Source organism: Bradyrhizobium hipponense (assembly GCF_008123965.1).
Classification (GTDB): Bacteria; Pseudomonadota; Alphaproteobacteria; order Rhizobiales; family Xanthobacteraceae; genus Bradyrhizobium; species Bradyrhizobium hipponense.
The window spans coordinates 1-25,000 of the sequence record NZ_VSTH01000097.1; the positions used below are offsets into that span (position 1 = coordinate 1).

20 protein-coding genes, 2 tRNA genes, 2 rRNA genes and 1 riboswitch (1 of these 25 cut by a window edge) are annotated in these 25,000 nt (G+C 63.7%); of the genes, 13 read left to right on the top strand and 11 right to left on the bottom strand.

Annotated features, from left to right (window positions below):
- Positions 1-198: 198 nt before the first annotated feature.
- Positions 199-573: a response regulator gene (locus tag FXV83_RS26650; protein ID WP_148742560.1), complete on the bottom strand. Its 375-nt coding sequence runs from the start codon at positions 571-573 to the stop codon at positions 199-201.
- A gap of 25 nt (positions 574-598) precedes the next feature.
- Positions 599-1,480 (bottom strand): MJ0042-type zinc finger domain-containing protein, encoded by an 882-nt coding sequence (locus FXV83_RS26655; RefSeq protein WP_187436176.1) that lies wholly within the window; start codon positions 1,478-1,480, stop codon positions 599-601.
- A 206-nt stretch (positions 1,481-1,686) separates the two neighbouring features.
- Here FXV83_RS26655 and ftsE point away from each other — a divergent pair, with 206 nt between their 5' ends.
- The 4 genes from ftsE to FXV83_RS26675 all read left to right on the top strand — a co-directional run bounded on the left by ftsE (position 1,687) and on the right by FXV83_RS26675 (position 5,241).
- Entirely contained in the window at positions 1,687-2,346 is a 660-nt protein-coding gene (gene ftsE / locus FXV83_RS26660; RefSeq protein ID WP_148742562.1) for a cell division ATP-binding protein FtsE, read from the top strand.
- The gene (locus FXV83_RS26665; protein ID WP_148742563.1) at positions 2,339-3,307 is read left to right on the top strand and encodes a cell division protein FtsX; all 969 of its coding nucleotides are present in this window, start codon (positions 2,339-2,341) and stop codon (positions 3,305-3,307) included. Before ftsE ends, FXV83_RS26665 begins: the two co-directional genes overlap by 8 nt.
- A 444-nt stretch (positions 3,308-3,751) precedes the next feature.
- A complete protein-coding gene (locus tag FXV83_RS26670) occupies positions 3,752-4,456 on the top strand; it encodes a YdcF family protein (protein ID WP_148742564.1) in 705 nt (234 codons plus the stop codon).
- Between the two features lie 11 nt (positions 4,457-4,467).
- Positions 4,468-5,241 carry a lysophospholipid acyltransferase family protein gene (locus FXV83_RS26675; RefSeq protein ID WP_148742565.1) on the top strand — a complete coding sequence of 258 codons (774 nt, stop codon included), beginning with the start codon at positions 4,468-4,470 and terminating at the stop codon, positions 5,239-5,241.
- Here the strand turns inward: FXV83_RS26675 and FXV83_RS26680 are convergent.
- Positions 5,238-5,849: a gamma-glutamylcyclotransferase gene (locus FXV83_RS26680; RefSeq protein WP_187436177.1), complete on the bottom strand. Its 612-nt coding sequence runs from the start codon at positions 5,847-5,849 to the stop codon at positions 5,238-5,240. The genes FXV83_RS26675 and FXV83_RS26680 overlap by 4 nt on opposite strands.
- Positions 5,850-5,959: 110 nt before the next feature.
- Between FXV83_RS26680 and FXV83_RS26685 the strand changes: the two genes are divergently transcribed.
- Positions 5,960-7,144, top strand: coding sequence for a DUF2125 domain-containing protein (locus FXV83_RS26685; protein ID WP_148742567.1), 1,185 nt, complete (start codon positions 5,960-5,962; stop codon positions 7,142-7,144).
- Between the two features lie 135 nt (positions 7,145-7,279).
- Here the strand turns inward: FXV83_RS26685 and FXV83_RS26690 are convergent, their stop codons facing one another.
- From FXV83_RS26690 to FXV83_RS26700, 3 genes are read right to left on the bottom strand one after another with little or no spacing between them, the layout of a single operon-like run.
- A complete protein-coding gene (locus FXV83_RS26690) occupies positions 7,280-8,215 on the bottom strand; it encodes a prephenate/arogenate dehydrogenase family protein (protein ID WP_148742568.1) in 936 nt (311 codons plus the stop codon).
- A complete protein-coding gene (gene hisC, locus FXV83_RS26695) occupies positions 8,212-9,309 on the bottom strand; it encodes a histidinol-phosphate transaminase (RefSeq protein ID WP_148742569.1) in 1,098 nt (365 codons plus the stop codon). Before hisC ends, FXV83_RS26690 begins: the two co-directional genes overlap by 4 nt.
- A gap of 33 nt (positions 9,310-9,342) precedes the next feature.
- Positions 9,343-10,191, bottom strand: a complete 849-nt coding sequence (locus tag FXV83_RS26700) for a chorismate mutase (RefSeq protein WP_148742570.1) — start codon at positions 10,189-10,191, stop codon at positions 9,343-9,345.
- Between the two features lie 192 nt (positions 10,192-10,383).
- Positions 10,384-10,463: riboswitch (SAM riboswitch) on the top strand.
- A gap of 93 nt (positions 10,464-10,556) precedes the next feature.
- Here FXV83_RS26700 and metX point away from each other — a divergent pair.
- A complete protein-coding gene (metX, locus tag FXV83_RS26705; protein ID WP_148742571.1) occupies positions 10,557-11,759 on the top strand; it encodes a homoserine O-acetyltransferase MetX in 1,203 nt (400 codons plus the stop codon).
- Between the two features lie 2 nt (positions 11,760-11,761).
- Positions 11,762-12,424, top strand: coding sequence for a methionine biosynthesis protein MetW (metW, locus tag FXV83_RS26710; RefSeq protein ID WP_148742572.1), 663 nt, complete (start codon positions 11,762-11,764; stop codon positions 12,422-12,424).
- Positions 12,425-12,607: 183 nt separating this feature from the next.
- Here the strand turns inward: metW and FXV83_RS26715 are convergent, their stop codons facing one another.
- The gene (locus FXV83_RS26715) at positions 12,608-13,471 is read right to left on the bottom strand and encodes an alpha/beta fold hydrolase (RefSeq protein ID WP_148742573.1); all 864 of its coding nucleotides are present in this window, start codon (positions 13,469-13,471) and stop codon (positions 12,608-12,610) included.
- A gap of 235 nt (positions 13,472-13,706) precedes the next feature.
- Here FXV83_RS26715 and FXV83_RS26720 point away from each other — a divergent pair, with 235 nt between their 5' ends.
- Positions 13,707-14,423: an NlpC/P60 family protein gene (locus tag FXV83_RS26720; RefSeq protein ID WP_148742574.1), complete on the top strand. Its 717-nt coding sequence runs from the start codon at positions 13,707-13,709 to the stop codon at positions 14,421-14,423.
- Positions 14,424-14,536: 113 nt separating this feature from the next.
- On the opposite strand, the gene FXV83_RS26725 is transcribed toward FXV83_RS26720, so the two are convergent.
- A complete protein-coding gene (locus FXV83_RS26725) occupies positions 14,537-15,325 on the bottom strand; it encodes an MOSC domain-containing protein (RefSeq protein ID WP_148742575.1) in 789 nt (262 codons plus the stop codon).
- Positions 15,326-15,581: 256 nt separating this feature from the next.
- On the opposite strand from FXV83_RS26725, the gene clpB reads away from it, so the two are divergent.
- The gene (gene clpB, locus FXV83_RS26730) at positions 15,582-18,233 is read left to right on the top strand and encodes an ATP-dependent chaperone ClpB (RefSeq protein ID WP_148742576.1); all 2,652 of its coding nucleotides are present in this window, start codon (positions 15,582-15,584) and stop codon (positions 18,231-18,233) included.
- An 85-nt stretch (positions 18,234-18,318) separates the two neighbouring features.
- On the opposite strand, the gene FXV83_RS26735 is transcribed toward clpB, so the two are convergent.
- From FXV83_RS26735 to FXV83_RS26745, 3 genes are all read right to left on the bottom strand, one after another.
- Positions 18,319-18,582, bottom strand: coding sequence for a hypothetical protein (locus FXV83_RS26735; RefSeq protein ID WP_148742577.1), 264 nt, complete (start codon positions 18,580-18,582; stop codon positions 18,319-18,321).
- 82 nt (positions 18,583-18,664) lie between these two features.
- Positions 18,665-19,027, bottom strand: coding sequence for an SPW repeat protein (locus tag FXV83_RS26740; protein WP_148742578.1), 363 nt, complete (start codon positions 19,025-19,027; stop codon positions 18,665-18,667).
- 156 nt (positions 19,028-19,183) lie between these two features.
- Entirely contained in the window at positions 19,184-21,247 is a 2,064-nt protein-coding gene (locus tag FXV83_RS26745; protein ID WP_148742579.1) for a M23 family metallopeptidase, read from the bottom strand.
- A gap of 984 nt (positions 21,248-22,231) precedes the next feature.
- Here FXV83_RS26745 and FXV83_RS26750 point away from each other — a divergent pair.
- The 4 genes from FXV83_RS26750 to FXV83_RS26765 form a co-directional block, all read left to right on the top strand.
- Positions 22,232-23,720 (top strand): 16S ribosomal RNA (locus FXV83_RS26750).
- 227 nt (positions 23,721-23,947) lie between these two features.
- Positions 23,948-24,024 (top strand) — tRNA-Ile (locus FXV83_RS26755).
- A gap of 33 nt (positions 24,025-24,057) precedes the next feature.
- Positions 24,058-24,133 (top strand) — tRNA-Ala (locus FXV83_RS26760).
- A gap of 424 nt (positions 24,134-24,557) precedes the next feature.
- A 23S ribosomal RNA gene (locus FXV83_RS26765) occupies positions 24,558-25,000 on the top strand (it continues 2,430 nt past the right edge of the window).
- Together the 16S and 23S rRNA genes with 2 tRNA genes alongside form the textbook arrangement of a ribosomal RNA operon.

Consider the following 25,000-nt stretch of genomic DNA (forward strand, 5'->3'; position numbering starts at 1 on the left):
TTTTAGCGCCAATGGGCGAAAGCCAGGACCCATTACCATAGCGAGTGGTTTGGCGAAGACTGGTCGCCCGGTACTTTTATCGATTCCTAAAAGATAGACCTCGCGGCATGGGTCCCGGCCCCCCGTGCGCAATTGCGCACTAGGCCGGGACGACACCGTCTATGCCGGACGACAATTGCGCCGCACGGCCAGCGTCCGCTACGCCTTCTTTGCCGCCAGCGCATCCGCTACCGCCGTGCGGATGTCGGCGACCGAGAACGGCTTGGTCACGACGTCATGCACCAGCGCATTCAGGTTCGATGCACGCTCGCGCTGGTCGGCATAGCCGGTCATCAGCAGGATGGTCAGGTTGGGGAAGTCGCGTGCGGCGGAGAGCGCCAGCGCGATGCCGTCCATGACCGGCATCTGGATATCGGTGAGCAGCAGGTCGAACGCACCGTCCTCGCGGGTCAGGATCTCCAGCGCCTCGGCGCCGTCCTGCGCGGTGGCCGTTTCATGACCGTCCATGGCGATAGCGCGCGCGACCAGCGTGCGCATGGATTCCTCGTCGTCGGCGATCAAGACTTTGGGCATGGGACCAACCTCCCGGGTGGGCCGATTATACGCTGCCGCCGGCAATGTCGCGCCGGTTGAAGAAACGAACGTCGATATTGCGGCCCTCCGGGGGCGGCGAGGCCAGGCGCGACCTGAAGAAGGCGCGTTCGCCCGGCCGGAGTACGGTCTGTTCCAGCACCGTATTCCAGGCATAGATTTCGGCGCCTTGCGCATCGCGCACCGCAAAGCGCAAGCGCGGGATATCGAGCGCCTTCTTGCCTTCGCCGACGATCACGCCCTCAATCACCAGCACCTGCTTACCGTCCACGGTCTCGCTCGAGAGTTTGACGTCCTTGAAGGCCAGCCCGCGCAGGTTCACGTCGAACCCGACCATCTTGTAGAACGCCGCCGTCTGCGGCAGCAGCCGCACCATGTCGCCGCGCCAGATCACCAGAGCCAGCACCAGAGCGCCCATGGCCGCGCAGGCGGTCGGCAGGCCGAAATGGGGTTTTCGCGGGGCACTGGTCGCGGCCTTCCGGCTGACCTGCGCGCCGCGGCGGGGGAACAGGCCACGGAACCATGACTGGTGCTGCGCGTCGGCGCTGTCTTCCTCCTCGACAGCGCGGGCCGCCGCCGCCCAGTCGTCCTCGGTTTCCCCGGCGTCCTCGGTCGGCCAATCGCTGGCGATCGAGGGGCTATCGACCACCGGGGTCTCGCCTGCACCGTCGTCCTTGGCGTAGGAGTTCCACTGCTCGGCGAGGTCGGCCTGGTCGTCGGTCCGGCTGGCCGCGGCCATGGCCGGGACGGACGCCTCCTCAATGGCATCCTCCGGATACGCCATCCAGGTCTCCTTGCAGCGGGAGCAGCGGACGGTACGCCCGTTTGCGCCGAGGCTCGCAAGCTTGATGGCGTAGGATGTCGTACAATGAGGGCAGACGATATGCATGGACGAGCCTTGATGCATGGACGAGTCTTGGGTCAATCCTGGCGATGACCGGTCGCGCGAAACCGGGCACCGGGGACGCTAGCAGGGATGCTACAAGGCGACCGTTAACGAACCGGAAACCATAACGGTCGCAAAAACCGTTGACCGCGTCTGGCGGAGCGCCCGTCGTGGCCGGCGGTCCGCCCCCCTCTCGAACGGAGCTGAGCTTGGTTCGGTTCGAAAATGTTGGATTGCGTTACGGTCTGGGGCCGGAGATTCTGCGCGATCTCAATTTCCAGATCCCACCGCATTCCTTCCAGTTCCTCACCGGCCCGTCGGGGGCCGGCAAGACGTCATTGCTGCGCCTATTGTTTCTATCGCATCGGCCGACCCGCGGTCTGGTCAATCTGTTCGGCCACGACATCTCGCAGCTCGGCAAGGACGAGATTGCCGATCTGCGCAAGCGTATCGGCATCGTCCTCCAGGATTTTCGCTTGCTCGACCACATGACGACCTATGAGAACGTCGCGCTGCCGTTCCGCGTCATGGGACGGAGCGAGTCGAGCTACCGCAAGGAGGTCATTGATCTCTTGCGCTGGGTCGGCCTCGGCGAGCGCATGGATGCGCTGCCGCCGATCCTGTCCGGCGGCGAGAAGCAGCGCGCCGCGATCGCGCGCGCGGTGATCTCGCGGCCGCAGCTCCTGCTCGCGGACGAGCCGACCGGCAGCGTCGATCCGACGCTCGGCCGGAGATTGCTGCGGCTCTTCATCGAACTCAACAAGTCCGGCACTGCCGTCATTATCGCGACCCACGACATCGCCCTGATGGACCAGTATGAGGCGCGCCGCTTCGTGCTGCACCAGGGACGGCTGCACATCTATGAGTAGGACCGACGAACGCGGCGTGCTGGTCGATCTCGGACAAGAGCGTCCGCAGCTTCCGGCCAGGGCGCGCAACATGTCGCCGATCGTGCCGCGCGCCTCGATTCACGGCCGCGCGCTGGTAGCCGTCGTCGCGATCATGACTTTCCTTGCTTCGATGACCACGGGCACGGTGCTGCTGGTCAGCGCCTCGGCCGCGGAATGGCAGTCCGATGTCGCAAGCGAGATCACGATCCAGGTCCGCCCGCAGGCCGGACGCGACCTCGAGCGCGACACCGCAGCGGTCACGGAGGCGATGCGCGCGCAAGCCGGCATCGTCGAGGTCAAGCCCTTCACCAAGGATGAGAGCGGCAAGCTGCTCGAGCCCTGGCTCGGCACCGGCCTGTCGATGGACGACCTGCCGGTCCCGCGTTTGATCATCGCGCGGGTCCAGCCCGGCACCCCGCTCGATCTCGGCGCCTTGCGCAGCCGCGTGACACAGGTGGCTCCAAGCGCGAGCGTCGACGATCACCGCGCCTGGATCGAGCGCATGCGCTCGATGACCAACGCGACCGTGCTCGCTGGTCTCGGCATCCTCGCTCTCGTCATCGTCGCGACCATTATCTCGGTGTCGTTCGCAACCCGTGGCGCGATGGCGGCGAACCGCCCGATCGTCGAGGTCCTGCACTTCGTCGGCGCCGGCGACCGCTACATCGCCAACCGCTTCCTGCGGCATTTCCTCCGCCTGGGCCTCGAAGGCGGCGTGATCGGCGGCGGCGCCGCCATGCTGGTGTTCGGTTTCTCCGAGTCGATCGCAGGATGGTTTTCCGGCACTCCCGTCGGCGATCAGTTCGCGGCGCTGCTGGGCACCTTCTCGCTGCGCCCCTCCGGCTACATCGTGCTCGCCGTGCAGGCGGTGCTGATCGGCGCCGTTACGGCCGTCGCCTCGCGCCAGACGCTGTTCGCGACGTTGAATGATGTGGATTGAGATCGTTGTTCTTCCTTCTCCCCTTGTGGGAGAAGGTGGCGCGAAGCGCCGGATGAGGGGTTCTATCCCCGAGATCACTGCGAGCTTTACTTGCGGAGAGAGGGACCCCTCACCCGTCTCGCCGCTTGCGCGGCGGGCCACCCTCTCCCACAGGGGGCTAAGGCGTGCACACGTCTCGAAAACTGACTCAAGAACAGGGACTTAGATGACCCCCGGTTTTGAAACGGCCTTGATGTCAGTCGGTCAGCGGGCATTGAAAAGACTCGTGATTCTCATCGATGCCGCTGGTCAGTCATAAGATGTGTGCACAGCTTAGCCCACAGGGGGAGAGGGAATCGAGCGCGCGGCTCGACTGTTTCATCGCGTTGATTAGCCCAATAAACCGGACTCCACTTCGCCTAAAAACGTCCTAAAATCATCTGGGAAAGGGATCACCGACATCGCATGACCGCGCCGACCGACGATCAATCGCCGAACCTGCCGCGCGGCTGGCTGCGCGCAGCCGTCGTGTCGACGATCGCGTTCGCCTTCGTCGGCGCGGCCGCCGGATTCGTCGCGTTCCTGTCGCAATTGCGCGGCGCCGAGCTCGCGCCGGATCGCAGGGCGGACGGCATTGTGGTGCTGACTGGCGGTTCGTCACGGGTGTCGGACGCGATGGAATTACTGGCTTCCGGCTACGGCAGGCGGCTTCTGATTTCGGGCGTGCACCCGACTTCTAGGGCGAGCGACATCTCCCGCACCCTGCCGGAGAACCAGTCCTTCATGCATTGCTGCGTCGATCTCGACCGCAGCGCGGTTTCGACTCGCGGCAACGCAGCGGAGGCGCGGCGCTGGGCCGAGGGGCGCGGCTTCAAATCGCTGATCGTGGTCACCTCGAACTATCACATGCCGCGCGCGCTCGCGGAATTCTCGCATGCGATGCCGCAGACGGCACTGATCCCGTTCGCGGTGGTCGGCGACAAATGGCGCGAGGAGCCTTGGTGGACCTCGGCTTCGACGCTGCGGTTGCTGCTGTCGGAATATGTCAAGTACCTCGCCGCGGAGGTCAGGGTGCGGCTGGAGGATTTCGGGATTGACCTTTCGCCCGAACTATCGGAGCAGCCTGCGGGCACGCAGCCGAAGCGGCCTGCCACCGCACAGGCCAATTGATCGGATTGCTGATGTTGCTGATTTTCCTGCGTTCGCTGGTGTTCAACGTTCTGTTCTATGCCGTGCTGGTGGGCTTGGCGATCGTAGCGCTGCCGACCTTCCTGATGCCGGCCCGAGCGCTGCTGACGGTCGCGGGATGGTGGGCGAAGGCGAGCATTTTCCTGATGCGCGTGATCTGTAACATCAAGGTGGAGGTCCGCGGCGCCGAGAAGATCCCGGAAGGTCCGCTGCTGGTGGTCGCAAAGCACCAGTCGTTCTGGGAGACCTTTGCGTTGATGCCCTTTTTCGATCGCCCGATCTTCATCCTCAAGCGCCAGCTCATGCATATCCCGGTCTTCGGCCAGTTCCTGCGCAAGATCGAGATGATCGCGATCAACCGCAGCGCCGGCGTCAAGGCGCTGCTTGACATGACGCGGCGGGCGCGCGCCGCGGTCCGCAGCGGCCGCCAGCTCCTGATCTTTCCCGAAGGCACGCGCCGGCCGCCCGGTGCGCCGCCGGACTACAAGACCGGCTTTGCCCAGATCTATTCCGCCTGCGGCGTGCAATGCCTGCCGGTCGCGCTCAACTCCGGCCTGTTCTGGCCGCGCCGCACCTTCATGCGCTACCCCGGCACGCTGGTGGTGGAGTTTCTCGATCCGCTGCCGCCGGGCCTGCCCAAGGATGAATTCATCGCGCGCGTGCGCGACGTGATCGAGGACGCGACCGGCCGCATCGTCGAGGCGGGACGGAAGGAACAGGAGCGGTTGATCGGCTCCGCGCCGAGCTACGTGGCCTCCGGCGGCTAACGATTTTCGCGATCTTCGAGCGGAGCCGTCGCGTGCAGCGAATGCGCGTCGCCATGCAGCATCGTCGCGAGTTGATGCAGCTGCGCATCGCGAAAACCTTCGGCCTCGATGGCCTTGACCGTTGCCGTCACGTAATCGCGGTTGGCGCCGGATTGGCCGTGGCCCTGAAGCACGTGGCGGTGCTGTTCGGCCAGCGACAGCCGGCCGGCGTATTGCACGTGACCGCGGTCGACGACATAGGCGAGTGCGGATACGCGCTGCCGCGCATCGTTCTCCAGCCACACCGAGCGCATCACCTCGCGATAGACCGACGTCACCTGCTCGCGCGCCCGCAAGTAGGCGACCACGTCGGCGCGGTTGTTCTCGGCGACGCGGAACGCGATGCCGCGGCAGGCGCCGCCGCGGTCGAGCCCCAGCACCAGGCCCGGCTTCTCCGGCGTGCCGCGGTGCACGAAGGAATAGACGCAGAGCGCGCGGTGCTCGCCGACCAGCCGTGCCGGCACACGCTCCTCGAATTCGAAGCCCGGCCGCCACATCAGGGAGCCGTAGCCGAACACCCAGAAGTCGCCTTTGGCTGACGTGACGGAGGGGAGGGGGATTTCCGACATTTCGGGCACGGCTACCAGAACCGCGCCCCCAAGCGAAGTGAATTCTCCGCCTTTCGTCGCAGCCCATCCTCGCTTACATTTGCCATCATCTGGGGTCAAAGGGTCGCCGCATGTCCGATATGACCGCAGCCGCAGGCCGCCGCCCCCGTTGGGGCCTTTTCATCGCACCCGTTCTCCTCCTGATCCTTGCAGTCGCGTGGAGCGGCTTCTGGTTCTATGCCGCCTCGCAGGCGCAGGTGGCCGCCGATGCCTGGCGCGCGCAGGAGGCCAAGTCCGGCCGCATCTATGATTGCGCCAAGCGCTCGATCGCCGGCTTTCCGTTCCGCTTCGAGGTGCAGTGCTCCGGCGCCAGCGTCGCCCTGGTGTCGCAGAGCGCGAGCAAGACGCCGTTCACGGCCAAGCTAGACAACATCCTCGTCGTCGCCCAGGTCTACGACCCCAAGCGCGTCATCGCCGAATTCTCGGCGCCGGCAACCCTGACCGACGGCGTCACGCAAAACACCTTCGTGGTGAACTGGAGCAAGGGCCGCAGCAGCGTAGTCGGCCTGCCGGCCGTGCCGGAGCGCGCCTCCATCGTGTTCGACGATCCCGCCCTCAATCGTCTCGACGGCGGCGTGCAGGTGCCGCTCGCGCGCGCAAAGCAGATCGAGCTGCATGGGCGCCTCGCGGATGGATCGCCGTCCGATCATCCGGTCATCGAGGCCGTGCTCCACACCGCGCAGGGCAGCATCCAGGGCGTGCATCCGCTGCTCGCCGAGCCGTTCGAGGCCGACACGCGCGCGAAGATCACCGGGCTCACCGACCTCACGCCAAAGCCGTGGCCGCAGCGCTTCCGCGAGATCCAGGCGGCGGGCGGCCATATCGAGATCGTGCAGTCGCGGATCCAGCAGGGCGAGATGATCGCGGTCGCGGCCGGCACGCTCGCCCTCTCGGCCGACGGCCGTCTCGACGGCGAATTGCAGATGACGGTGGCGGGCCTCGAGCGCGTGATTCCGGCGCTCGGCATCGAGAAGATGCTGGAGGAGGGCGTGCCGCAATCGACGCTCGATCGCGTCGCTCCCGGTGTGAAGTCGCAGGATCTGAATAGCCTGTTCGGCGCGCTCGACCGCGCCGTTCCCGGCCTCGGCAAGGTCATCAAGCAAAACGCCAATGCCGGCGTTGCCGCCGGCATCAATTCGATCGGCACCGAGAGCACGCTTGAGGGCAAGAAGGCGAGGAGCTTCCCGCTGAAGTTCGTCGATGGTGCCGTGCTGCTCGGCCCGGTCAAGGTCGGCCAGATCCCGCCGCTGTATTAACGACGCACGCCAGCTCGCGCGTTGTCATTCCGGGGCGATGCGGAGCACCGAGCCCGGAATCCATTTCGCTCTGGGCGCTGCGGCTCGATGGATTCCGGGCGCGCCCTTCGGGCGCCCCGGAATGACAGGTAAGGCCTACGGCTTCTTCAACGCCGCGTGCGGCCGGCCGAAGTCCGGTGCAGCCGAATCCTGGCCAATCTCGACGATGCCGCGGCGGATGGCGCGGGTGCGGGTGAAGTGGTCGAACAGCGCCTCGCCGTCGCCGCGGCGGATCGCGCGCGTCAGCTTGGCCAGATCCTCGGTGAAGGTGCCGAGCATCTCTAGCACGGCCTCCTTGTTGGCGAGGAAGACGTCGCGCCACATCGTCGGATCGGACGCCGCGATGCGGGTGAAATCGCGAAAGCCGCCGGCGGAAAACTTGATCACCTCGGACTCCGTCACCTGCGCCAGCTCATCGGCAGTGCCGACGATGGTGTAGGCGATCAGATGCGGCAGATGGCTGGTGATCGCGAGCACGAGATCATGATGATCCGGCGTCATGATCTCGACCTTGGCGCCCATCGCGGCCCAGAACGCGCGCAGCCGCTCGACGGCGGCAGTATCCGTGCCTGCCGGGGGGGTGAGAATGCACCAGCGGTTGATAAAGAGCTCGGCGAAGCCGGAATCCGGACCCGAATGCTCGGTGCCTGCGACGGGGTGCGCCGGCACGAAATGAATCCCTTGCGGCAGGTGCGGCGCCATGTCCCTGACGATTGCGCCCTTGACCGAGCCGACGTCGGAGATGATCGCGCCAGGTTTGAGATCCGCTGATATCTCCTGCGCCACCGGCCCGCAGGCACCGACGGGAATGCAGAGGATAACGAGATCGGCGTCCTTCACGGCCTCAGCATTGGTCGCCACCACCTGGTCGACGATGCCGAGCTCGAGCACCCGCGCGCGGGTCTGCTCCGAGCGCGCGGTGGTGACGATCTCGCCGGCCAGGCCCTGGAGCTTCGCAGCGCGTGCGATCGAGCCGCCGATCAGGCCAAAGCCGATCAGCGCGACGCGCTGGAAGTGCGGAAGCGCGTTCATTTGCCGGCCATGAAGTCGCGCAAGGCCGCGGCGACCAGGCGGTTGGCCTCCTCGGTGCCGATGGTCATGCGCAGAGCGTGCGGCAGGCCGTAGTTCTTCAGGCCGCGCAGCACCAGGCCCCGCTTGGTGAGGAAGGCATCGGCGTCGTCAGCGGTCTTGCCCTTGTCGGCCGGGAAGTGGATCAGGATGAAATTGGCGACGCCCGGCGTCACCTTGAGCCCGAGCTTGCTGATCTCCTCGCTGAGCCAGTTGCGCCAGGTCTCGGTGAACTGCTTCGACATCGCCTGGTGCGCGGTGTCCTCGATCGCGGCGACCGCGGCATACATCGCCGGCGTCGACACGTTGAAGGGGCCGCGGATGCGGTTGACCGCGTCGATGACGTGCTCGGGCCCGAACATCCAGCCGACGCGCAGCGCCGCGAGGCCGTGGATCTTGGAGAAGGTGTGCGTCACCACGGTGTTGTCGGTGGTGGCGACCAGCTCGATCCCCATCTCGTAATCGTTGCGCGAGACGTAATCGGAATAGGCGGCGTCCAGCACCAGCAGGACGTGCGAGGGCAGGCCGGCGCGCAGGCGCTTGACCTCGTCGAACGGCAGATAGGTGCCGGTCGGGTTGTTGGGGTTGGCGAGCCAGACCAGCTTGGTGCGCGGCGTCACGGCTTTCAGGATCGCGTCGACGTCGGCGGTGAGGTTGGTCTCGGCGGCGACGACGTTTTTGGCACCGACCGCCATGGTCGCGATCGGATAGACCAGGAAGCCGTGGGTGGTGGAGATCGCCTCGTCACCCTGGCTGAGATAGGTGTGGGCGAGCAGATTGAGGATCTCGTCCGAGCCGGCGCCGCAGATGATGCGGTTGGGATCGAGCCCGAAGCTGCGGCCGATCGCTTCGCGGAGCACGCGCGAGGTGCCTTCCGGATAGTCTTCCAGATGATCAGCCACGTGCTTGAAGGCCTCGATCGCCTTGGGCGAGGGCCCGAACGGGGTCTCGTTGGCGGAGAGCTTGAACACCTTGCGGCCCGGCTCCGGCACCGGGCTCTTGCCGGGCGTGTAGGGCGCAATATCGAGAATGCCGGGATTCGGCACGGGGCGGGACATCATCAACTCCGGAAATGGCAGGCGGCTCGTGACTTACGATTTCGACCCGGTCGGGGGCACCGTATAGCGCGTTGCGTGGCTGCCGACGAGGGCCGTGGAGCGCACCGAGGCTCCCGCTTCGATCAAGGCAGTCTTGATTTTGTCGAGGCTGCTCGCGGCCGTGACCGAGATCAGCAGGGCCGCGCCGTCGAAGGCGGTATCGGGCACGGCGACGATCTCGGCGAGCGGCGACAGCGCCCGCGCGACGTCGGCGTTCCATCCCGACACGCGCACGCTGAAGGTCTCGACCTCGGTCACCATGGCGCTGTCGGCCACGCGCGAGACCACGAACACGGGCAGCGCTGCCGGATGATCGGCGCGCTCGACGAAGGGCAGCCGCGCGATGATCTTCGGCATGCCAGCCGCTTCCAGCGACAGCCACCACGGCGTACGGCTCGATGTGGCCGAGACCAGCGCCAGATCGCCCTTGGATTTGGCCACCGCCTCGACCGCGGCCTGCGCGCTGAAATGCGCGACATAGGGCACCGTGAAGCCGAAATGGAAGCGCGCGGAATCGCGCATCGCAGGCTCGCTCACCGCGATGTCGGCATGCACCGAGAACGGCGCCTGCACATAGGTGAACGTGGAGATGATGACGCGCCAGATGCTCTCGACCGTGTCGAGCGGCAGGATACCGCGATGACGCTGCACGAGGTCACGCATCATGGCGGCCTCGCGGGCCGGGCGGAAGGCCGAGCCGACCTCCTGGGTCTGCTTTACCTGGATCAGGCGGTCGATGATGTCGCCACGCTGCATCAGGAGGCGATGCATGCCCTCGTCGATCGCATCGATCTCCTTGCGCAATTCCTGCAACGATGGTGGTGCGGGCGGACGTTGGGGCATATCTGTGACGTGCTGCTGAGAGGCGTTTCAATGCGGTTTGGTCAAGCCGGAGCCGCTGCGATCGACGTCCTGATTAGGCAGGATGGAGGCCGAAAGCAAAGAGAAATGGCGCTGTTCTCGGCTGACATTGCTGGGATGAATTAGGCTGATTCGGACCTTCGCTTGACGAAAACAGCTCAAGCCGGTAGGATTTGGCTGTTCCGTGGTCATTTGAGCCGGCCGGCTTGCAGCCACGTTAAAAAACTCGCTAAACAGGCCGGGGACGTTTTCGATCCCGGCCGAACCTATCGTTCAGGCCGGGTTTTTCATGGCCTGAAGTCAGTGGCGGTCAAGAGCCTGATCGCAAACCAGGACGATGGTCTGAGATGGTTGCCGTCAAGTCGATTCCCAGTCCCGCGATCAGTGCCGACGAACGGTCGCATGAGGTGGATCATCCGAGTTCGCCGGTCGCGCATTTCGGGGCCGATCAGCCGCTGCGGCTCGATTGCGGCATCGATCTCACCCCGTTCCAGATCGCCTACCAGACCTATGGCGAGCTCAACGCCGCGCGCTCCAACGCCGTTTTGATCTGCCATGCGCTCACCGGCGACCAGCACGTTGCCAATGTGCACCCCGTCACCGGCAAGCCCGGATGGTGGGAGACCCTGGTGGGCCCCGGCCGTCCGATTGATCCCAGCCAGTACTTCATCATCTGCACCAACGTGATCGGTGGCTGTATGGGCTCGACCGGGCCCGCCTCGATCAATCCCGCGACCGGAAAGGTGTGGGGGTTGGATTTCCCGGTCATCACCATTCCCGACATGGTGCGGGCGCAGGCCATGCTGATTGATCGCCTCGGCATCGACACGCTGTTCGCGGTGGTTGGTGGCTCGATGGGCGGCATGCAGGTGCTGCAATGGACCGCGGCGTATCCGGGCCGCGTATACTCCGCGCTGGCGATCGCCTGCTCGACGCGGCACTCGGCACAGAACATCGCGTTTCACGAGCTTGGCCGCCAGGCCGTGATGGCCGATCCCGACTGGCACAGTGGCGGTTATGCCGATCACGGAATCCATCCACATCGTGGGCTCGCTGTAGCGCGCATGGCGGCGCACATCACCTATCTCTCGGACGCGGCCCTGCATCGCAAGTTCGGGCGGCGCATGCAGGACCGCGAGCTGCCGACCTTCTCGTTCGACGCCGATTTCCAGGTCGAGAGCTATTTGCGCTACCAAGGCTCGTCCTTCGTCGAGCGCTTCGATGCCAACAGCTATCTCTATCTGACGCGTGCGATGGACTATTTCGACATCGCTGCCGACCATGGCGGCGTGCTGGCGAAAGCGTTCGCCGGCATCCAGACCCGCTTCTGCGTGGTCTCGTTCACCAGCGACTGGCTGTTCCCGACTTCGGAATCGCGCGCGCTGGTGCATGCGCTGAATGCGTCAAGTGCGCGGGTGTCGTTTGCCGAGATCGAAACCGATCGCGGTCATGACGCCTTTCTGCTCGACGTGCCCGAATTCTTCGACATCTCCCGCGCCTTCCTGCAATCGGCGGGCAAGGCGCGCGGGCTCACGACCAGGGACGGCTAGCGATGTCTGTACAGGAAGTGCTGCCGCTGGGCGGCCTTGCGCCTGAACGGTCCGACCAGTTTCGCGCCGATCATCTGCTGGTCGCCGGAATGGTCAAGCCTGGCTCGAAAGTGCTCGACGTCGGCTGCGGCGACGGCGATCTGCTTCAGCTTCTGGAGACCCGCGGCATCGACGGGCGTGGCATCGAGCTGTCGCGCGAGGGCGTCAACCGCTGCGTCGCCAAGGGCCTCGCGGTGGTGCAGGGCGATGCCGATACCGATCTCGTCAATTATCCGGACGATGCCTTCGACTACGTGATCCTGTCGCAGACCCTTCAGGCGACGCGGCAGCCCAGGGTCGTGCTGGAGAACCTCTTGCGCATCGGCCGCCGCGCCATCGTGTCGTTCCCGAATTTCGGCTTCTGGAAGATGCGGCTTCAGCTCCTGGTCGGCGGCCACATGCCGCGCACCGAGAATCTGCCGGCAAGCTGGTACGACACCGCCAACATCCACTTCTGCACCATCAAGGATTTCGTCGAGCTCTGCGATGCCATCCACGTCAAGATGGAGCGCGCCGAGGCGCTCGACCTCTACGGCCGCCCGCTGCGGCTGAGGATGCCGTGGTGGGTGTGGAATCTGTTCGGCGAGCAGGGCGTGTTTCTGCTGACGCGCGGCGGCGGGAAATAGCCTCTCGTCATTGCGAGTTTCGCGTCATTGCGAGCGAAGCGAAGCAATCCAGAAGACCCTCACCCTGAGGAGCCGCGTAGCGGCGTCTCGAAGGGCGAGGCCACCGGCGGGGCCTCCGTCCTTCGAGACGCGCGCAAGAGCGCGCTCCTCAGGATGAGGAGCTGACAGCGCGGACGGCTTCTGCTAACCAGCCGCCATCGACCGCGGATCCCGCACCGGCCACCGCCCCGCTTCCACCAGCGCGACGAACCGCTCCACCGTCTGGTTGAACAGCGCGGGCTCTTCTAGATTGAGCACGTGGCCGGATTTCGGGAACATCGCGAGTCCCGCCGCGGGCAAATGCTTCTTCAGGAACAGGCTCGGCCCGACGCATGGGTCGTCCTCGTCGCCGCAGATGATCAGCGCGGGCGTGGACGCCTTCTCGATCGCATCCATCATCGTGTAGATCGAGGGACGGCCGCCCTGGAAGCCGCGCATGGTGTTGGCTGATCCCTTGGCATCGTGCCGGGCCAGCGCCGCGTAGAAATCCGCGTGACCGCGCGGGTCCTTGATCATGAAGGGAATCCGGCTCGGCGCCTCGCGCGTGACCTTTGCCACTTCGGCGGAGCCGAGCGTCTCGAACTGCTCGGCATTGGCGCGGCACTGCTTGCGCCAGGCGTCGAGGTTATCGATCTCCGAGCCGGAGCCGACGCCGGCGAGCGTCATCGACAGCGCCCGCTCCGGTGCGTTCAGGCCAATCTGCAATGATGAGTACGCGCCCATCGAGAGTCCGACGAGATGCGCGCGATCGATCTTGAGATGATCGAGCACCGCGAGCGCGTCGGTGTAGAAATGTGTGTAGGTGTAGACCTCACCCGTCGGCACATCCGACGGCGTGTACCCGCGTGCCGAGTAAGTAATGCAACGGTGGCCACGCGAAAAGTATCGCATCTGCGGCTCCCAATTGGTGTGGTCCGCCGCGAACTCATGCAGAAAAATAATCGGCGTTCCCTGACCCGCTTCTTCGAAATAGATGCGGACGTCGTCCCTGGTCGTGGCGTGAGGCATTAACTGTTTCCCTCTGTTCAAGCCGCGCGTCGAGGATCGCAGTTAATTCTGTTGTCCGCAATGCGGCAGCATCAGACCAGCATCGACACAAAATCATCGCAGCAATTCCCGGAAGGTGAATTTACCGCTGTCGAATCGTGTCTTTTTCTCGCCACATCGAGCGGCTTAACGGCCTGACGGATGTCGGCCATGGCACGGGCCGATGGGAATTGGGGGTGTCAACCAAGGATGAAGAATGTTCGAGTTGTTTGCGTCTCGCCTGTCGCGTTGTGTTGTCGCGCTGGCGCTCTTCTTCGCGGCAGTGGCCGCATTCACATCTCAGGCGTCAGCACGGCCTCATCGTCATAGCGCAGAGCGGCACGCTTACGTGCATCACGCCAGCAGGCACCATCATTACCGGCATCATGCACGCGGCTCGCGCTTCGAGCGCAGCGCGGCGCAATTGCAGGCGAGCGGGTTCGCCAACACGCGGGCCAGCTATGATCCGAACGCCAATAGCGGCGGCATGGCCATGAGCGGCAGCGGTGGGAAGATCACGAGCGGCAGCGGTGGGAAGATCACGAGCGGCAGCGGTGGAATGGCGATGAGCGGCGGCTTCGGTGGCGGATCGGGCCTCGTGTCCGAGGCGCGCCGCTATGTCGGCGGCAATCCGACCGGCCGTGGCAGCCTGTGGTGCGCGCGCTTCATGAACATGGTGCTGGAGCACACCGGCCATCGCGGCACCGGCTCCGACATGGCGAATTCGTTCGCACGTTACGGCACGCGTGTCTCCGGTCCGCAGGTCGGCGCCATCGCGGTGATGTCGCGCGGCGGCCGGGGCGGCCATGTCGGTATCATCACCGGCATCGACGCGCAGGGCAATCCGATCATGATCTCCGGCAACAACGGCAATCGCGTCCGCGAGGCCCCGGTCTCGCGCGGCCGGATCTATGCGTATGTGATGCCGAACTAACGTCCGTCGTTGCGAGCGAAGCGAAGCGATCCAGAATCTTCCCGCGGTGGCAGTCTGGATTGCTTCGTCGCTTCGCTCCTCGCAATGACGGAGTGTGTTGAACCCGCGTCCCGTCACACCAGCTTTGGCTGTTCCACCGCGACCTGATCGCCAATGCCGATGTCGCCGTCGGCGATCACCTCGGCATAGATGCCGCAGTCCATGTGGCCGAGGCCGCGCGAGAGCGTGGGCGGGATTTCGAGATCGCGCTTTGCGGTGTTCGGATCGACATTGGTGGCCGCGCAGCGAACGATACGCTTGACCACCTTGAGGCGGGCTGCACCGATCGCGAGCGTCTGGCCGACGAGGTCGAGTTCTGACCAGGCCGGCCAGCCCTGGACGTAGAGGTTGGCGCGGAAGCGCAGGGGATGGACGGCGACCCCGCCGAGCATGGTCTCGATGGCGCGGACGCTGCCGAGATTGATGATCGAGACGACCTTGCGGGCGACGTCGGAAAAGCTGTGGTCGCGGCCGGACAGGACCTTCGGCGGGCCCCGAAGCTCGGGCTGAAAATTCTCGGTGAAGTAGGCCTCGATGGCAGCGCGGCCGGCTGCCGTCTCCAGATCGCCGCTGGCGACCACCTTGCCGTCCTTGCGGATGGTCAGCAGGTTGGTCGCGTCCTCGAAGCGGCTGTCGAGGGCGGCCAGCCGCTCATTGCGCATCAGCATCAAAAATTGGGTCTTCGGCATCCACGCCGGCGCGGCGGGATCGAACCCGCTCGGACCGTTCTCGATAGCATAGCGACGGTCCGCGGGCAGGGTCTGGCCGACCCGCAAAGGGACGCGGGGCAGGGGCTCCGGTGTCAGGCCCTTGATCGGGTAGCGGTAGAGGCCGGTGATCTCGGCGGTCATGCTGCGTGTCATGGTGCTACTTAAGGGATTCGGCCGGGCTGCGCCAAGCAGGCCGTTTCAGCCTGAGAAATACCGCGCACGAAATTGTGAAGTCGCCTCTTTCGATCCCAAGGCCCGCTTCCCACATCTGGGTCAGGCCGGCGCCAGCGCTGGCTGATAACGACCGTTGTCCCTTGAGAAAGCTCAATGCGGCCAGCGGAGAACCCAATGAAGATGCCGTTTGGAGTGCCTTTGGGGCTCCAGGGGTAGGCCGAGGGAAAGAATAGATATGAACATCGAGAAGTATACCGAACGCTCCAGGGGCTTCATCCAGTCCGCGCAGTCGCTCGCGATGCGCGAGGGACACCAGCAGTTTTCGACCCTGCACCTCCTGAAAGTCCTGCTGGACGACAATGAGGGGCTGGCTGCCGGTCTGATCGACCGTGCCGGCGGCAATTCCCGTGCAATTCTGAAGGCGACCGAGGGGGGCCTGAACAAGGTGCCGAAGGTCAGTGGTGGCGGTGCCGGACAGATCTATCTGGCGCCCGAGCTCGCCCGCACTTTCGACGCCGCTGAAAGGGCCGGCGAGAAGGCCGGCGATAGCTTTGTCACTGTCGAGCGGCTGCTGCTCGGCCTTGCGCTGGAGAAAAACAGCGAGGCCGGTGCGATCCTGGCCAAGGGCGGCGTCACCCCGCAAAATCTCAACGCCGCGATCGAGGCGCTGCGCAAGGGCCGCACCGCGGACAGTGCGACGGCCGAAAATGCCTATGATGCGCTGAAGAAATATGCCCGCGACCTGACCCAGGCCGCCCGCGACGGCAAGCTCGACCCGGTCATCGGCCGCGACGAGGAGATCCGCCGCACCATTCAGGTGCTGTCGCGCCGGACCAAGAACAATCCCGTGCTGATCGGCGAGCCCGGCGTTGGCAAGACCGCCATCGTCGAGGGCCTGGCGCTACGCATCGTCAACGGCGACGTGCCGGAAAGCCTGAAAGACAAGCGCCTGCTCGTGCTCGATCTTGGCGCGCTGATCGCCGGCGCCAAATATCGCGGCGAGTTCGAAGAGCGGCTGAAAGCCGTTCTCCAGGAAGTGACCTCGCACGCGGGCAGCTTCGTCCTGTTCATCGACGAGATGCACACGCTGATCGGCGCCGGCAAGGCTGACGGCGCGATGGATGCGTCCAACCTGCTCAAGCCGGCACTGGCGCGTGGTGAGCTGCACTGCATCGGCGCCACCACGCTGGACGAGTACCAGAAGCATGTCGAGAAGGATGCGGCGCTGGCGCGGCGCTTCCAGCCGATCTTCGTCAACGAGCCCTCGGTCGAGGACACCATCTCGATTCTGCGTGGATTGAAGGACAAGTACGAGCAGCACCACGGCGTGCGGATCAGCGATTCGGCGCTGGTGGCGTCGGCGACGCTGTCCAACCGCTACATCACCGACCGTTTCCTCCCCGACAAGGCGATCGATCTCATGGATGAGGCCGCTGCGCGGCTGAAGATGCAGGTCGATTCCAAGCCGGAAGAGCTGGATTCGCTGGACCGTGAGATCATCCGGCTCAAGATCGAGCAGGAGGCGCTGAAGAAGGAAACCGATCTCGGTTCCAAGACCCGTCTCGAAGCGCTCGAGAAGGAGCTTGCCGATCTTGAGGAGAAATCTGCGGCGCTGACGTCGCGCTGGAGCGCGGAGAAGAACAAGCTCTCCAATGCCCAGAAGCTGAAGGCCGAACTCGACGCCCTGCGCGTCGAACTTGCCAACGCGCAGCGGCGGGGCGAATTCCAGCGCGCCGGCGAGCTGGCCTATGGTCGGATTCCCGAACTCGAGAAGCAGCTCGCAGATATCGAAGCCAGGGAGAATACAACACAGAACTCCGGCGAGATGATGGAGGAGGCGGTCACCGCCAACCACATCGCGCAGGTGGTCTCGCGCTGGACCGGCGTGCCCGTCGACAAGATGCTCGAGGGCGAGAAGGAAAAGCTGCTCAAGATGGAGGACCAGCTCGGACGGCGCGTCGTCGGCCAGGCCGAGGCCGTACATGCGGTCGCGACCGCCGTGCGCCGCTCGCGCGCAGGGCTGCAGGACCCGAACCGGCCGACCGGCTCGTTCATGTTCTTGGGCCCCACCGGCGTCGGCAAGACCGAGCTGACCAAAGCTTTGGCGGAGTATCTCTTCAACGACGAGACCGCGATGGTCCGCCTCGACATGTCTGAATACATGGAGAAGCACTCGGTCTCGCGTCTGATCGGCGCGCCTCCGGGCTATGTCGGCTATGACGAGGGCGGCGCGCTCACCGAAGCGGTGCGGCGCCGGCCTTATCAGGTCGTGTTGTTCGACGAGATCGAGAAGGCGCATCCGGACGTGTTCAACGTGCTGTTGCAGGTGCTCGACGACGGCCGCCTGACCGACGGCCAAGGCCGTACCGTCGATTTCCGCAATACGCTGATCATCATGACCTCGAACCTCGGTTCGGAGTTTCTGGTGAATCAACCGGAAGGCGAAGACACCTCAGCCGTGCGCGACCAGGTGATGGGAATGGTGCGGGCGCATTTCCGTCCCGAGTTCCTGAACCGCGTCGACGAGATCATCCTGTTCCACCGCCTGCAGAAGAGCGAGATGGGCCGGATCGTCGAGATCCAGTTCGGCCGGCTCGAGAAGCTCCTCACCGACCGCAAGATCGTGCTGACGCTCGATACGGCTGCGCGCGACTGGCTCGCCGCCAAGGGCTGGGATCCCGCCTACGGCGCCAGGCCGCTGAAGCGTGTGATCCAGCGCTATCTCCAGGATCCGCTCGCCGAGATGATTCTGGCCGGCGATGTCAGGGATGGCGACACGGTTGCGATCTCGTCCGAAGGCAACGTGCTGACCTTCAACGGCGAAGCGCCGCAGACCGCGGAGATCGCCCAGTTCGAGGCGCCGGTGACGAAGCGCAAGCTGAACTGAGCGCTGGCGCTCGCCGCCAGCCACAGACCGCCCCGGAGAGGCCTCTTCTCCGGGGCGAATTGTTGTGTCAGGTCGGTTGGCTTGTTTAACCGGTTGCGGACGCGGAGCCGGAAGCGGGCGCCTCGTCCTCGGCCTCCTCCTCGAGCTCCGAGAGGATGTCCACCAGCTCACGCACGCGGCCCTGGGCCAACGGTCTCAGCTCGTTGATCATGGGCTCGTCATTGGCGAGCCATGCCTGGGCTTCGGCGAGTTCGTCGACCGTTGCTCCGGTTCCGATGATCTGGGCGATGGTGACGTCGTCGGCCCCGCTGATCGCCTTGCTGACGTCCTCGCGCGTCAGGCGTGTCATGGCACTCTCCCTGGCTCGATAGCGCCCCCCACCGCGACGGGCGGAGGGGGCGCTACCGTGGTGAGATTTCAGGCTCGAGATCTCAACGGCCCGTGGTCAGCCGCGGCGGGTTCTGGGACATGAGCCAGAGCTCGATCGCGGCCAGCGCAGCAACCGCGATGCCGACCACCACGTGGATTGTCATCGCCGTCTTGGCACCCTGGAACCCAAGCACCCAAGGCGCGATGAGCGTCCACAGGCCGACGATCAGGTTCAGCCACTCTTCCCATACTGCGAAAGCGGCAAGCGCCGCGATGGCCAAAATTGCGATCACGATGCCCGCGATATACGCGTTTTGGGAAGCCGCTCCGGCGTCGAAACCAAACATCCACGGCGAAAAGAACAGGAATGCGCCGAGGACCAGGTTTGCGACGTCGCACAGTTTTGCGTTCGTCCAATTCTCCATGGCATGCTCCATTCAGCCCTGCCCTTATGGCAAACCAACCGGACTGCCGCCCGCCGGGTTCCCAAGGGTTCCAAGAAAATTGAATGCGAAAATTGAATGCGAGGCGATGAGCCTGCCGCCGCGCGCGGCCGCCGATCATCTGCAAGCGGGGCCGGGCTACCGGTTCGTCACCTGCAGCGGCCCGCCCGTCGCATCCGACATGCGGGCGATGGCGCCGCCGCGGCCGCTCATCATGCCGTCGAGCCGGTCGCGCTCCTTCTCGAAGCCTGCCAGCATCGGACCTTCCAGCGAGCGACCGCGCGGCAGTTTCACGCGCATCGGATCGACAAAGCGGCCGTTGACCAGGATCTCGTAGTGGACGTGTGGCCCTGTCGACTGGCCGGTCGAGCCGACAAAGCCGATCACCTGTCCCTGCCGCACCTTCTTGCCGGACTCCATGCCCTTGGCGAAGGCCGACAAATGGCCGTAAGCGGTCTCGTAGCCGTTGTTGTGCTTGATGCGGATGTACTTGCCGTAGCCGCCTTCGAGCTGGGCCTTCTCGATCAAGCCGTTGCCGGCGGCGAAGATCGGGGTGCCGTAGGCCGTCGCCCAGTCGACGCCGGTGTGCATCTTCACATAGCCCAGGATCGGGTGGCGGCGGCCGCCGAAGCCGGAGCGCATGATGGCGCTGTTGACGGGTTTGCGGACCAGGAATTTCTTCGCGCTCTTGCCGCTCTCGTCATAGTAGTCGACGACCCCGTCATCGGGACTCTGGAAGCGGTAGTACTTCTTGGTCTCGCCGCCGACCGTCAGCGAGGCGAACAACACGTCGTTCTTTTCCGTCGCGGTTACGCCCTCGTCCTCGCCGGCGTAGAACACGTCGAAGGAATCGCCCGGCTGCACCTTGCGCTGGAAATCGACGTCGTAGGAGTAGATCTTGATCATGTCGTCGATGACCGGCATCGGCACCTTGTTGCGCATCGCGGTCTCGTAGATGCTCTGATACAGCCGCACGCCGGTGCCGTCGTCCTCATCATCGTCATCGCTGTTGGCGTTGGCCGCGGTGTCCGTGACGGTGTTCATGCTGGAGACGTCGACTGCGACGTATTTGCCGAGATCGGACAGCGCCGCGACCGCCTCGACCATGGTCTCGTTGGCGACGACGACGCGGTAGGGCTGCAGCCGTGCGCCGGGGCTTGCGGGCGCCATCAGGATGCGGAGCTTTTCGCCTTCCTTCAGGCCGCCATCGCGGCCGCGCGGGCCCAGCGTCGACGTGATCGCCTTGATTTCCTCGGATGTGGCGCCGAGATCGCGCAGCACGGCGGCGACGTTGTCGCCCTTCTTGACGACATGGACGCGCTCGCCATTGGGATTGCCGCCGGTGATCTGCTCCTTGGTCTTGGGCAGCAGCGTGACGTTCTCCGGCACCACGCGCGTCTCGAAGCCGGCATAGGGGTCGGACGGTGACACTTCGGCGGCGTAGGCGCTTCTGATGTCGGAGGCCCCGGTCGCGCCGGAGACGTCGGCGGCGGCGCTGGCGAGCGAGGCGTAGCGGACGCCGCCATTGCCGCGCCAGTTGGCGGCATCGCGCACCCGCATCAGGATATCGTCGAGCGCCACCACCGCGGAAATCTTGGCCTTCGGCAGCACCGGCGACAGGTCCTTGGTGACGAAGGAGACCTCGGCGTCGGGTTCGACGGCTTCGGGATTGTTGGGATCGTCGGCCGCGGTCTTGGGATCGGAGCCGACGTCGGTGAGCAGGCGCTGGGCGTTGAACGGTGGAATCTTGGCCGACAGATCACTCGTCGTCATCGACAGATTGCCGGCGATCCGGACGAACGGGCGCACCCGCATCACGTCGCGGTTGCCGACGCGGGCGACGGTGGAGACGCGCACGATGTTGCGCGAGGCGGTGGATTCGCTCGGCGGCGGCAAGCGGTCGCTCTTGTGCAGCGTCGCGGCGCGGTCAGCTGCGCCGAATGCGCCGCGCAGCGCGCCTTCGACCCGCTCCGGCACCTTGGCAAAGGTCATCTCGCCGTCGAGAGACGCGAAAACGGCGCCGCCGATCAGGGCTGCGCCGCACAGTCCGGTCAGAATTGTCCCGCTGAACCATTGCACCGAAACGCGGCGGCGATCGATCACGGCGGCTTCCGAACCATCGACGGACAGCGGCGGCTCGTGGCCGAGATCGATGATCCCGGTTTCACGCCCATAACCGCCGCGCGACGTCCTGTGGTTCAACCGAAGTCCCCCAAATCAACGACCCAAAAACCTCGTTTTGCGCTTTGCCCTGGTCGCCCTCTCAACGGGGGATCGCGGGGAAAGCGCAAGCCGCGCAGCCGTCCGTGCTCAGAAAGCCCCGACGGGGCCTGGCCGAATTTACGAACAGCTAGGCAGGTGAAGGTCTCTCGATGTCTCTCGAATGTCTGAAGAAGGCCGCTTCATCGCTAAGGTCGCCTTCCTCGGACCCCATGAAAACCGCCGGCAGCCCCCACTGGCATCCCTGCGATTCATGCTTGTCTGTACCAGAACGCCGCGGGAATGTGGCTCAAGTACGGCGCCTAATATGGAAAAAGTTTCCTGAACGGCCCGGCGCCGGGGCGCTCCTCAGAGGGGCACCGTAGGCCGGCTCCGGAGCCCCCTGGAGCGCAAACTTTTTTTGAGTTTTTTCACGGCGCCGCATCGACCTGCCCGCTCACGACATCGCTAACCGTCTGGAAACATGCGAATATTTCTAACAATCCGCCGTGCGACGATTTGTTGACAATGGCCGTTGACAATCCCGAGCGAGGGGGCCTATAACCCGACCACTGAGCGCGGCGCCGCCGGGTCACTGACCAAGGCGAGCGAACGCGCCACTGATGCTCCTCACCTTGTTGAGTGACACAACAGTCGACGTAAGTCGATTGGAGTTCATTCATCGTCGGTAAGGGTGTCGGAACCCTTCCTCCCAAGGAAGGTTGGGGCCTCCTGGTCCCGGGCTGTTTGACAAGTGAAGATGAAGAAAGAGAAACGTGGACGGCGGAGTCCTTGCGCCTCTCGGAATACTTGAAGGCTTCGGCTTTTGAGTTCTGGGAGGGAACGAAAGACTTCGGCGGTACACGTTTCAAAGGTTACACCATCGTTGCCAGCGATGTGAATCGCGGGCAGCTCGTCGACTTCGGTCGATGAAAAATGGTGGGACCTCGTCAAACGTTGTGATCAGCCGGTTCGAAGTTTCAAGTTCAACTTGAGAGTTTGATCCTGGCTCAGAGCGAACGCTGGCGGCAGGCTTAACACATGCAAGTCGAGCGGGCGTAGCAATACGTCAGCGGCAGACGGGTGAGTAACGCGTGGGAACGTACCTTTTGGTTCGGAACAACACAGGGAAACTTGTGCTAATACCGGATAAGCCCTTACGGGGAAAGATTTATCGCCGAAAGATCGGCCCGCGTCTGATTAGCTAGTTGGTAGGGTAATGGCCTACCAAGGCGACGATCAGTAGCTGGTCTGAGAGGATGATCAGCCACATTGGGACTGAGACACGGCCCAAACTCCTACGGGAGGCAGCAGTGGGGAATATTGGACAATGGGCGCAAGCCTGATCCAGCCATGCCGCGTGAGTGATGAAGGCCCTAGGGTTGTAAAGCTCTTTTGTGCGGGAAGATAATGACGGTACCGCAAGAATAAGCCCCGGCTAACTTCGTGCCAGCAGCCGCGGTAATACGAAGGGGGCTAGCGTTGCTCGGAATCACTGGGCGTAAAGGGTGCGTAGGCGGGTTTTTAAGTCAGGGGTGAAATCCTGGAGCTCAACTCCAGAACTGCCTTTGATACTGAAGATCTTGAGTCCGGGAGAGGTGAGTGGAACTGCGAGTGTAGAGGTGAAATTCGTAGATATTCGCAAGAACACCAGTGGCGAAGGCGGCTCACTGGCCCGGTACTGACGCTGAGGCACGAAAGCGTGGGGAGCAAACAGGATTAGATACCCTGGTAGTCCACGCCGTAAACGATGAATGCCAGCCGTTAGTGGGTTTACTCACTAGTGGCGCAGCTAACGCTTTAAGCATTCCGCCTGGGGAGTACGGTCGCAAGATTAAAACTCAAAGGAATTGACGGGGGCCCGCACAAGCGGTGGAGCATGTGGTTTAATTCGACGCAACGCGCAGAACCTTACCAGCCCTTGACATGTCCAGGACCGGTCGCAGAGATGTGACCTTCTCTTCGGAGCCTGGAACACAGGTGCTGCATGGCTGTCGTCAGCTCGTGTCGTGAGATGTTGGGTTAAGTCCCGCAACGAGCGCAACCCCCGTCCTTAGTTGCTACCATTTAGTTGAGCACTCTAAGGAGACTGCCGGTGATAAGCCGCGAGGAAGGTGGGGATGACGTCAAGTCCTCATGGCCCTTACGGGCTGGGCTACACACGTGCTACAATGGCGGTGACAATGGGACGCTAAGGGGCAACCCTTCGCAAATCTCAAAAAGCCGTCTCAGTTCGGATTGGGCTCTGCAACTCGAGCCCATGAAGTTGGAATCGCTAGTAATCGTGGATCAGCACGCCACGGTGAATACGTTCCCGGGCCTTGTACACACCGCCCGTCACACCATGGGAGTTGGTTTTACCTGAAGACGGTGCGCTAACCCGCAAGGGAGGCAGCCGGCCACGGTAGGGTCAGCGACTGGGGTGAAGTCGTAACAAGGTAGCCGTAGGGGAACCTGCGGCTGGATCACCTCCTTTCTAAGGATGATCCTTCAGCGAGCTTCGGCTCACTATCGGATCGTTTTAGAAACATCAGGGGCCAACAGATCGCCAGATCGTTGAGCTCCATTGGCGGGATTTCGCCGTCTACGTTTCTCTTTCTTCGCGGACGAACACGCGCCAGGGCTGCGCTGTGCGATTGCATTCGGCGCTTGCGCCCTGTGCTGCACGCGGGCAAGACCCTGTCCTTGAAGGATATGCGTTAGGGGCTTGTAGCTCAGTTGGTTAGAGCGCGCGCTTGATAAGCGTGAGGTCGGAAGTTCAAGTCTTCCCAGGCCCACCACTTTCATCGAGCGAGCATTCGTCTTCTGGTTACGGGGCCATAGCTCAGCTGGGAGAGCGCGTGCTTTGCAAGCATGAGGTCGTCGGTTCGATCCCGTCTGGCTCCACCAGATGGTTTGATTGACCGGCGCATCGTGCACCTTAAGTCGTCCGCGAAACATCACTTCGCACCCACTAGTCCGGATGGACAGTGAGTTGCGTGATTTCTGACATCGTAAAGAGGAGATCGATCCGAGTTGGATCGTGCAGCAATTGTTGCGCGATACTTCATTATCTCCGGATCATTTCGGCGCTTGCGCGCCTTTCAGTGTAGCTCACAAGGCTGCGTCTGAAAGACGGGCGAGTTGTAAATGATCCTTTTAGCGAAGCTTGACCGCCTCGCTATCGGAACGATCTTACGAAGCAAGCTGGTCTTTCTAATCAATGTCCGGCTGCACATAGCGTTCATCGAGGGCGCGTGTCTTAGAGACTTCGGTCTCCTGGCAATTGTGCAGACAACATTCTGCCGAGTGTGTGGACATTGATAATGAGAGCAATCAAGTGCCTTAAGGGTGTTCGGTGGATGCCTTGGCGCTGAGAGGCGATGAAGGACGTGCTACGCTGCGATAAGCCGTGGGGAGCTGCGAAGAAGCTTTGATCCATGGATTTCCGAATGGGGAAACCCACCTTCGATAGCCGGAACTCCAAGACCTTTGTCGAAAGACATCGGTGTGGGGTTCGACCAGATAATGGAAGAAGCCAGGCCTTTAGATTTCGATCGAAGAGGTTTTGGATTTCCGGTTATCAAGAGAAGGTATGAGACTTCTGAATACATAGGAGGTTTCAAGCAAACCCAGGGAACTGAAACATCTAAGTACCTGGAGGAAAGGACATCAACAGAGACTCCGTTAGTAGTGGCGAGCGAACGCGGACCAGGCCAGTGATACATCAAAGACAATCGGAACCAGTCAGGAAAGCTGGGCCTCAGAGGGTGATAG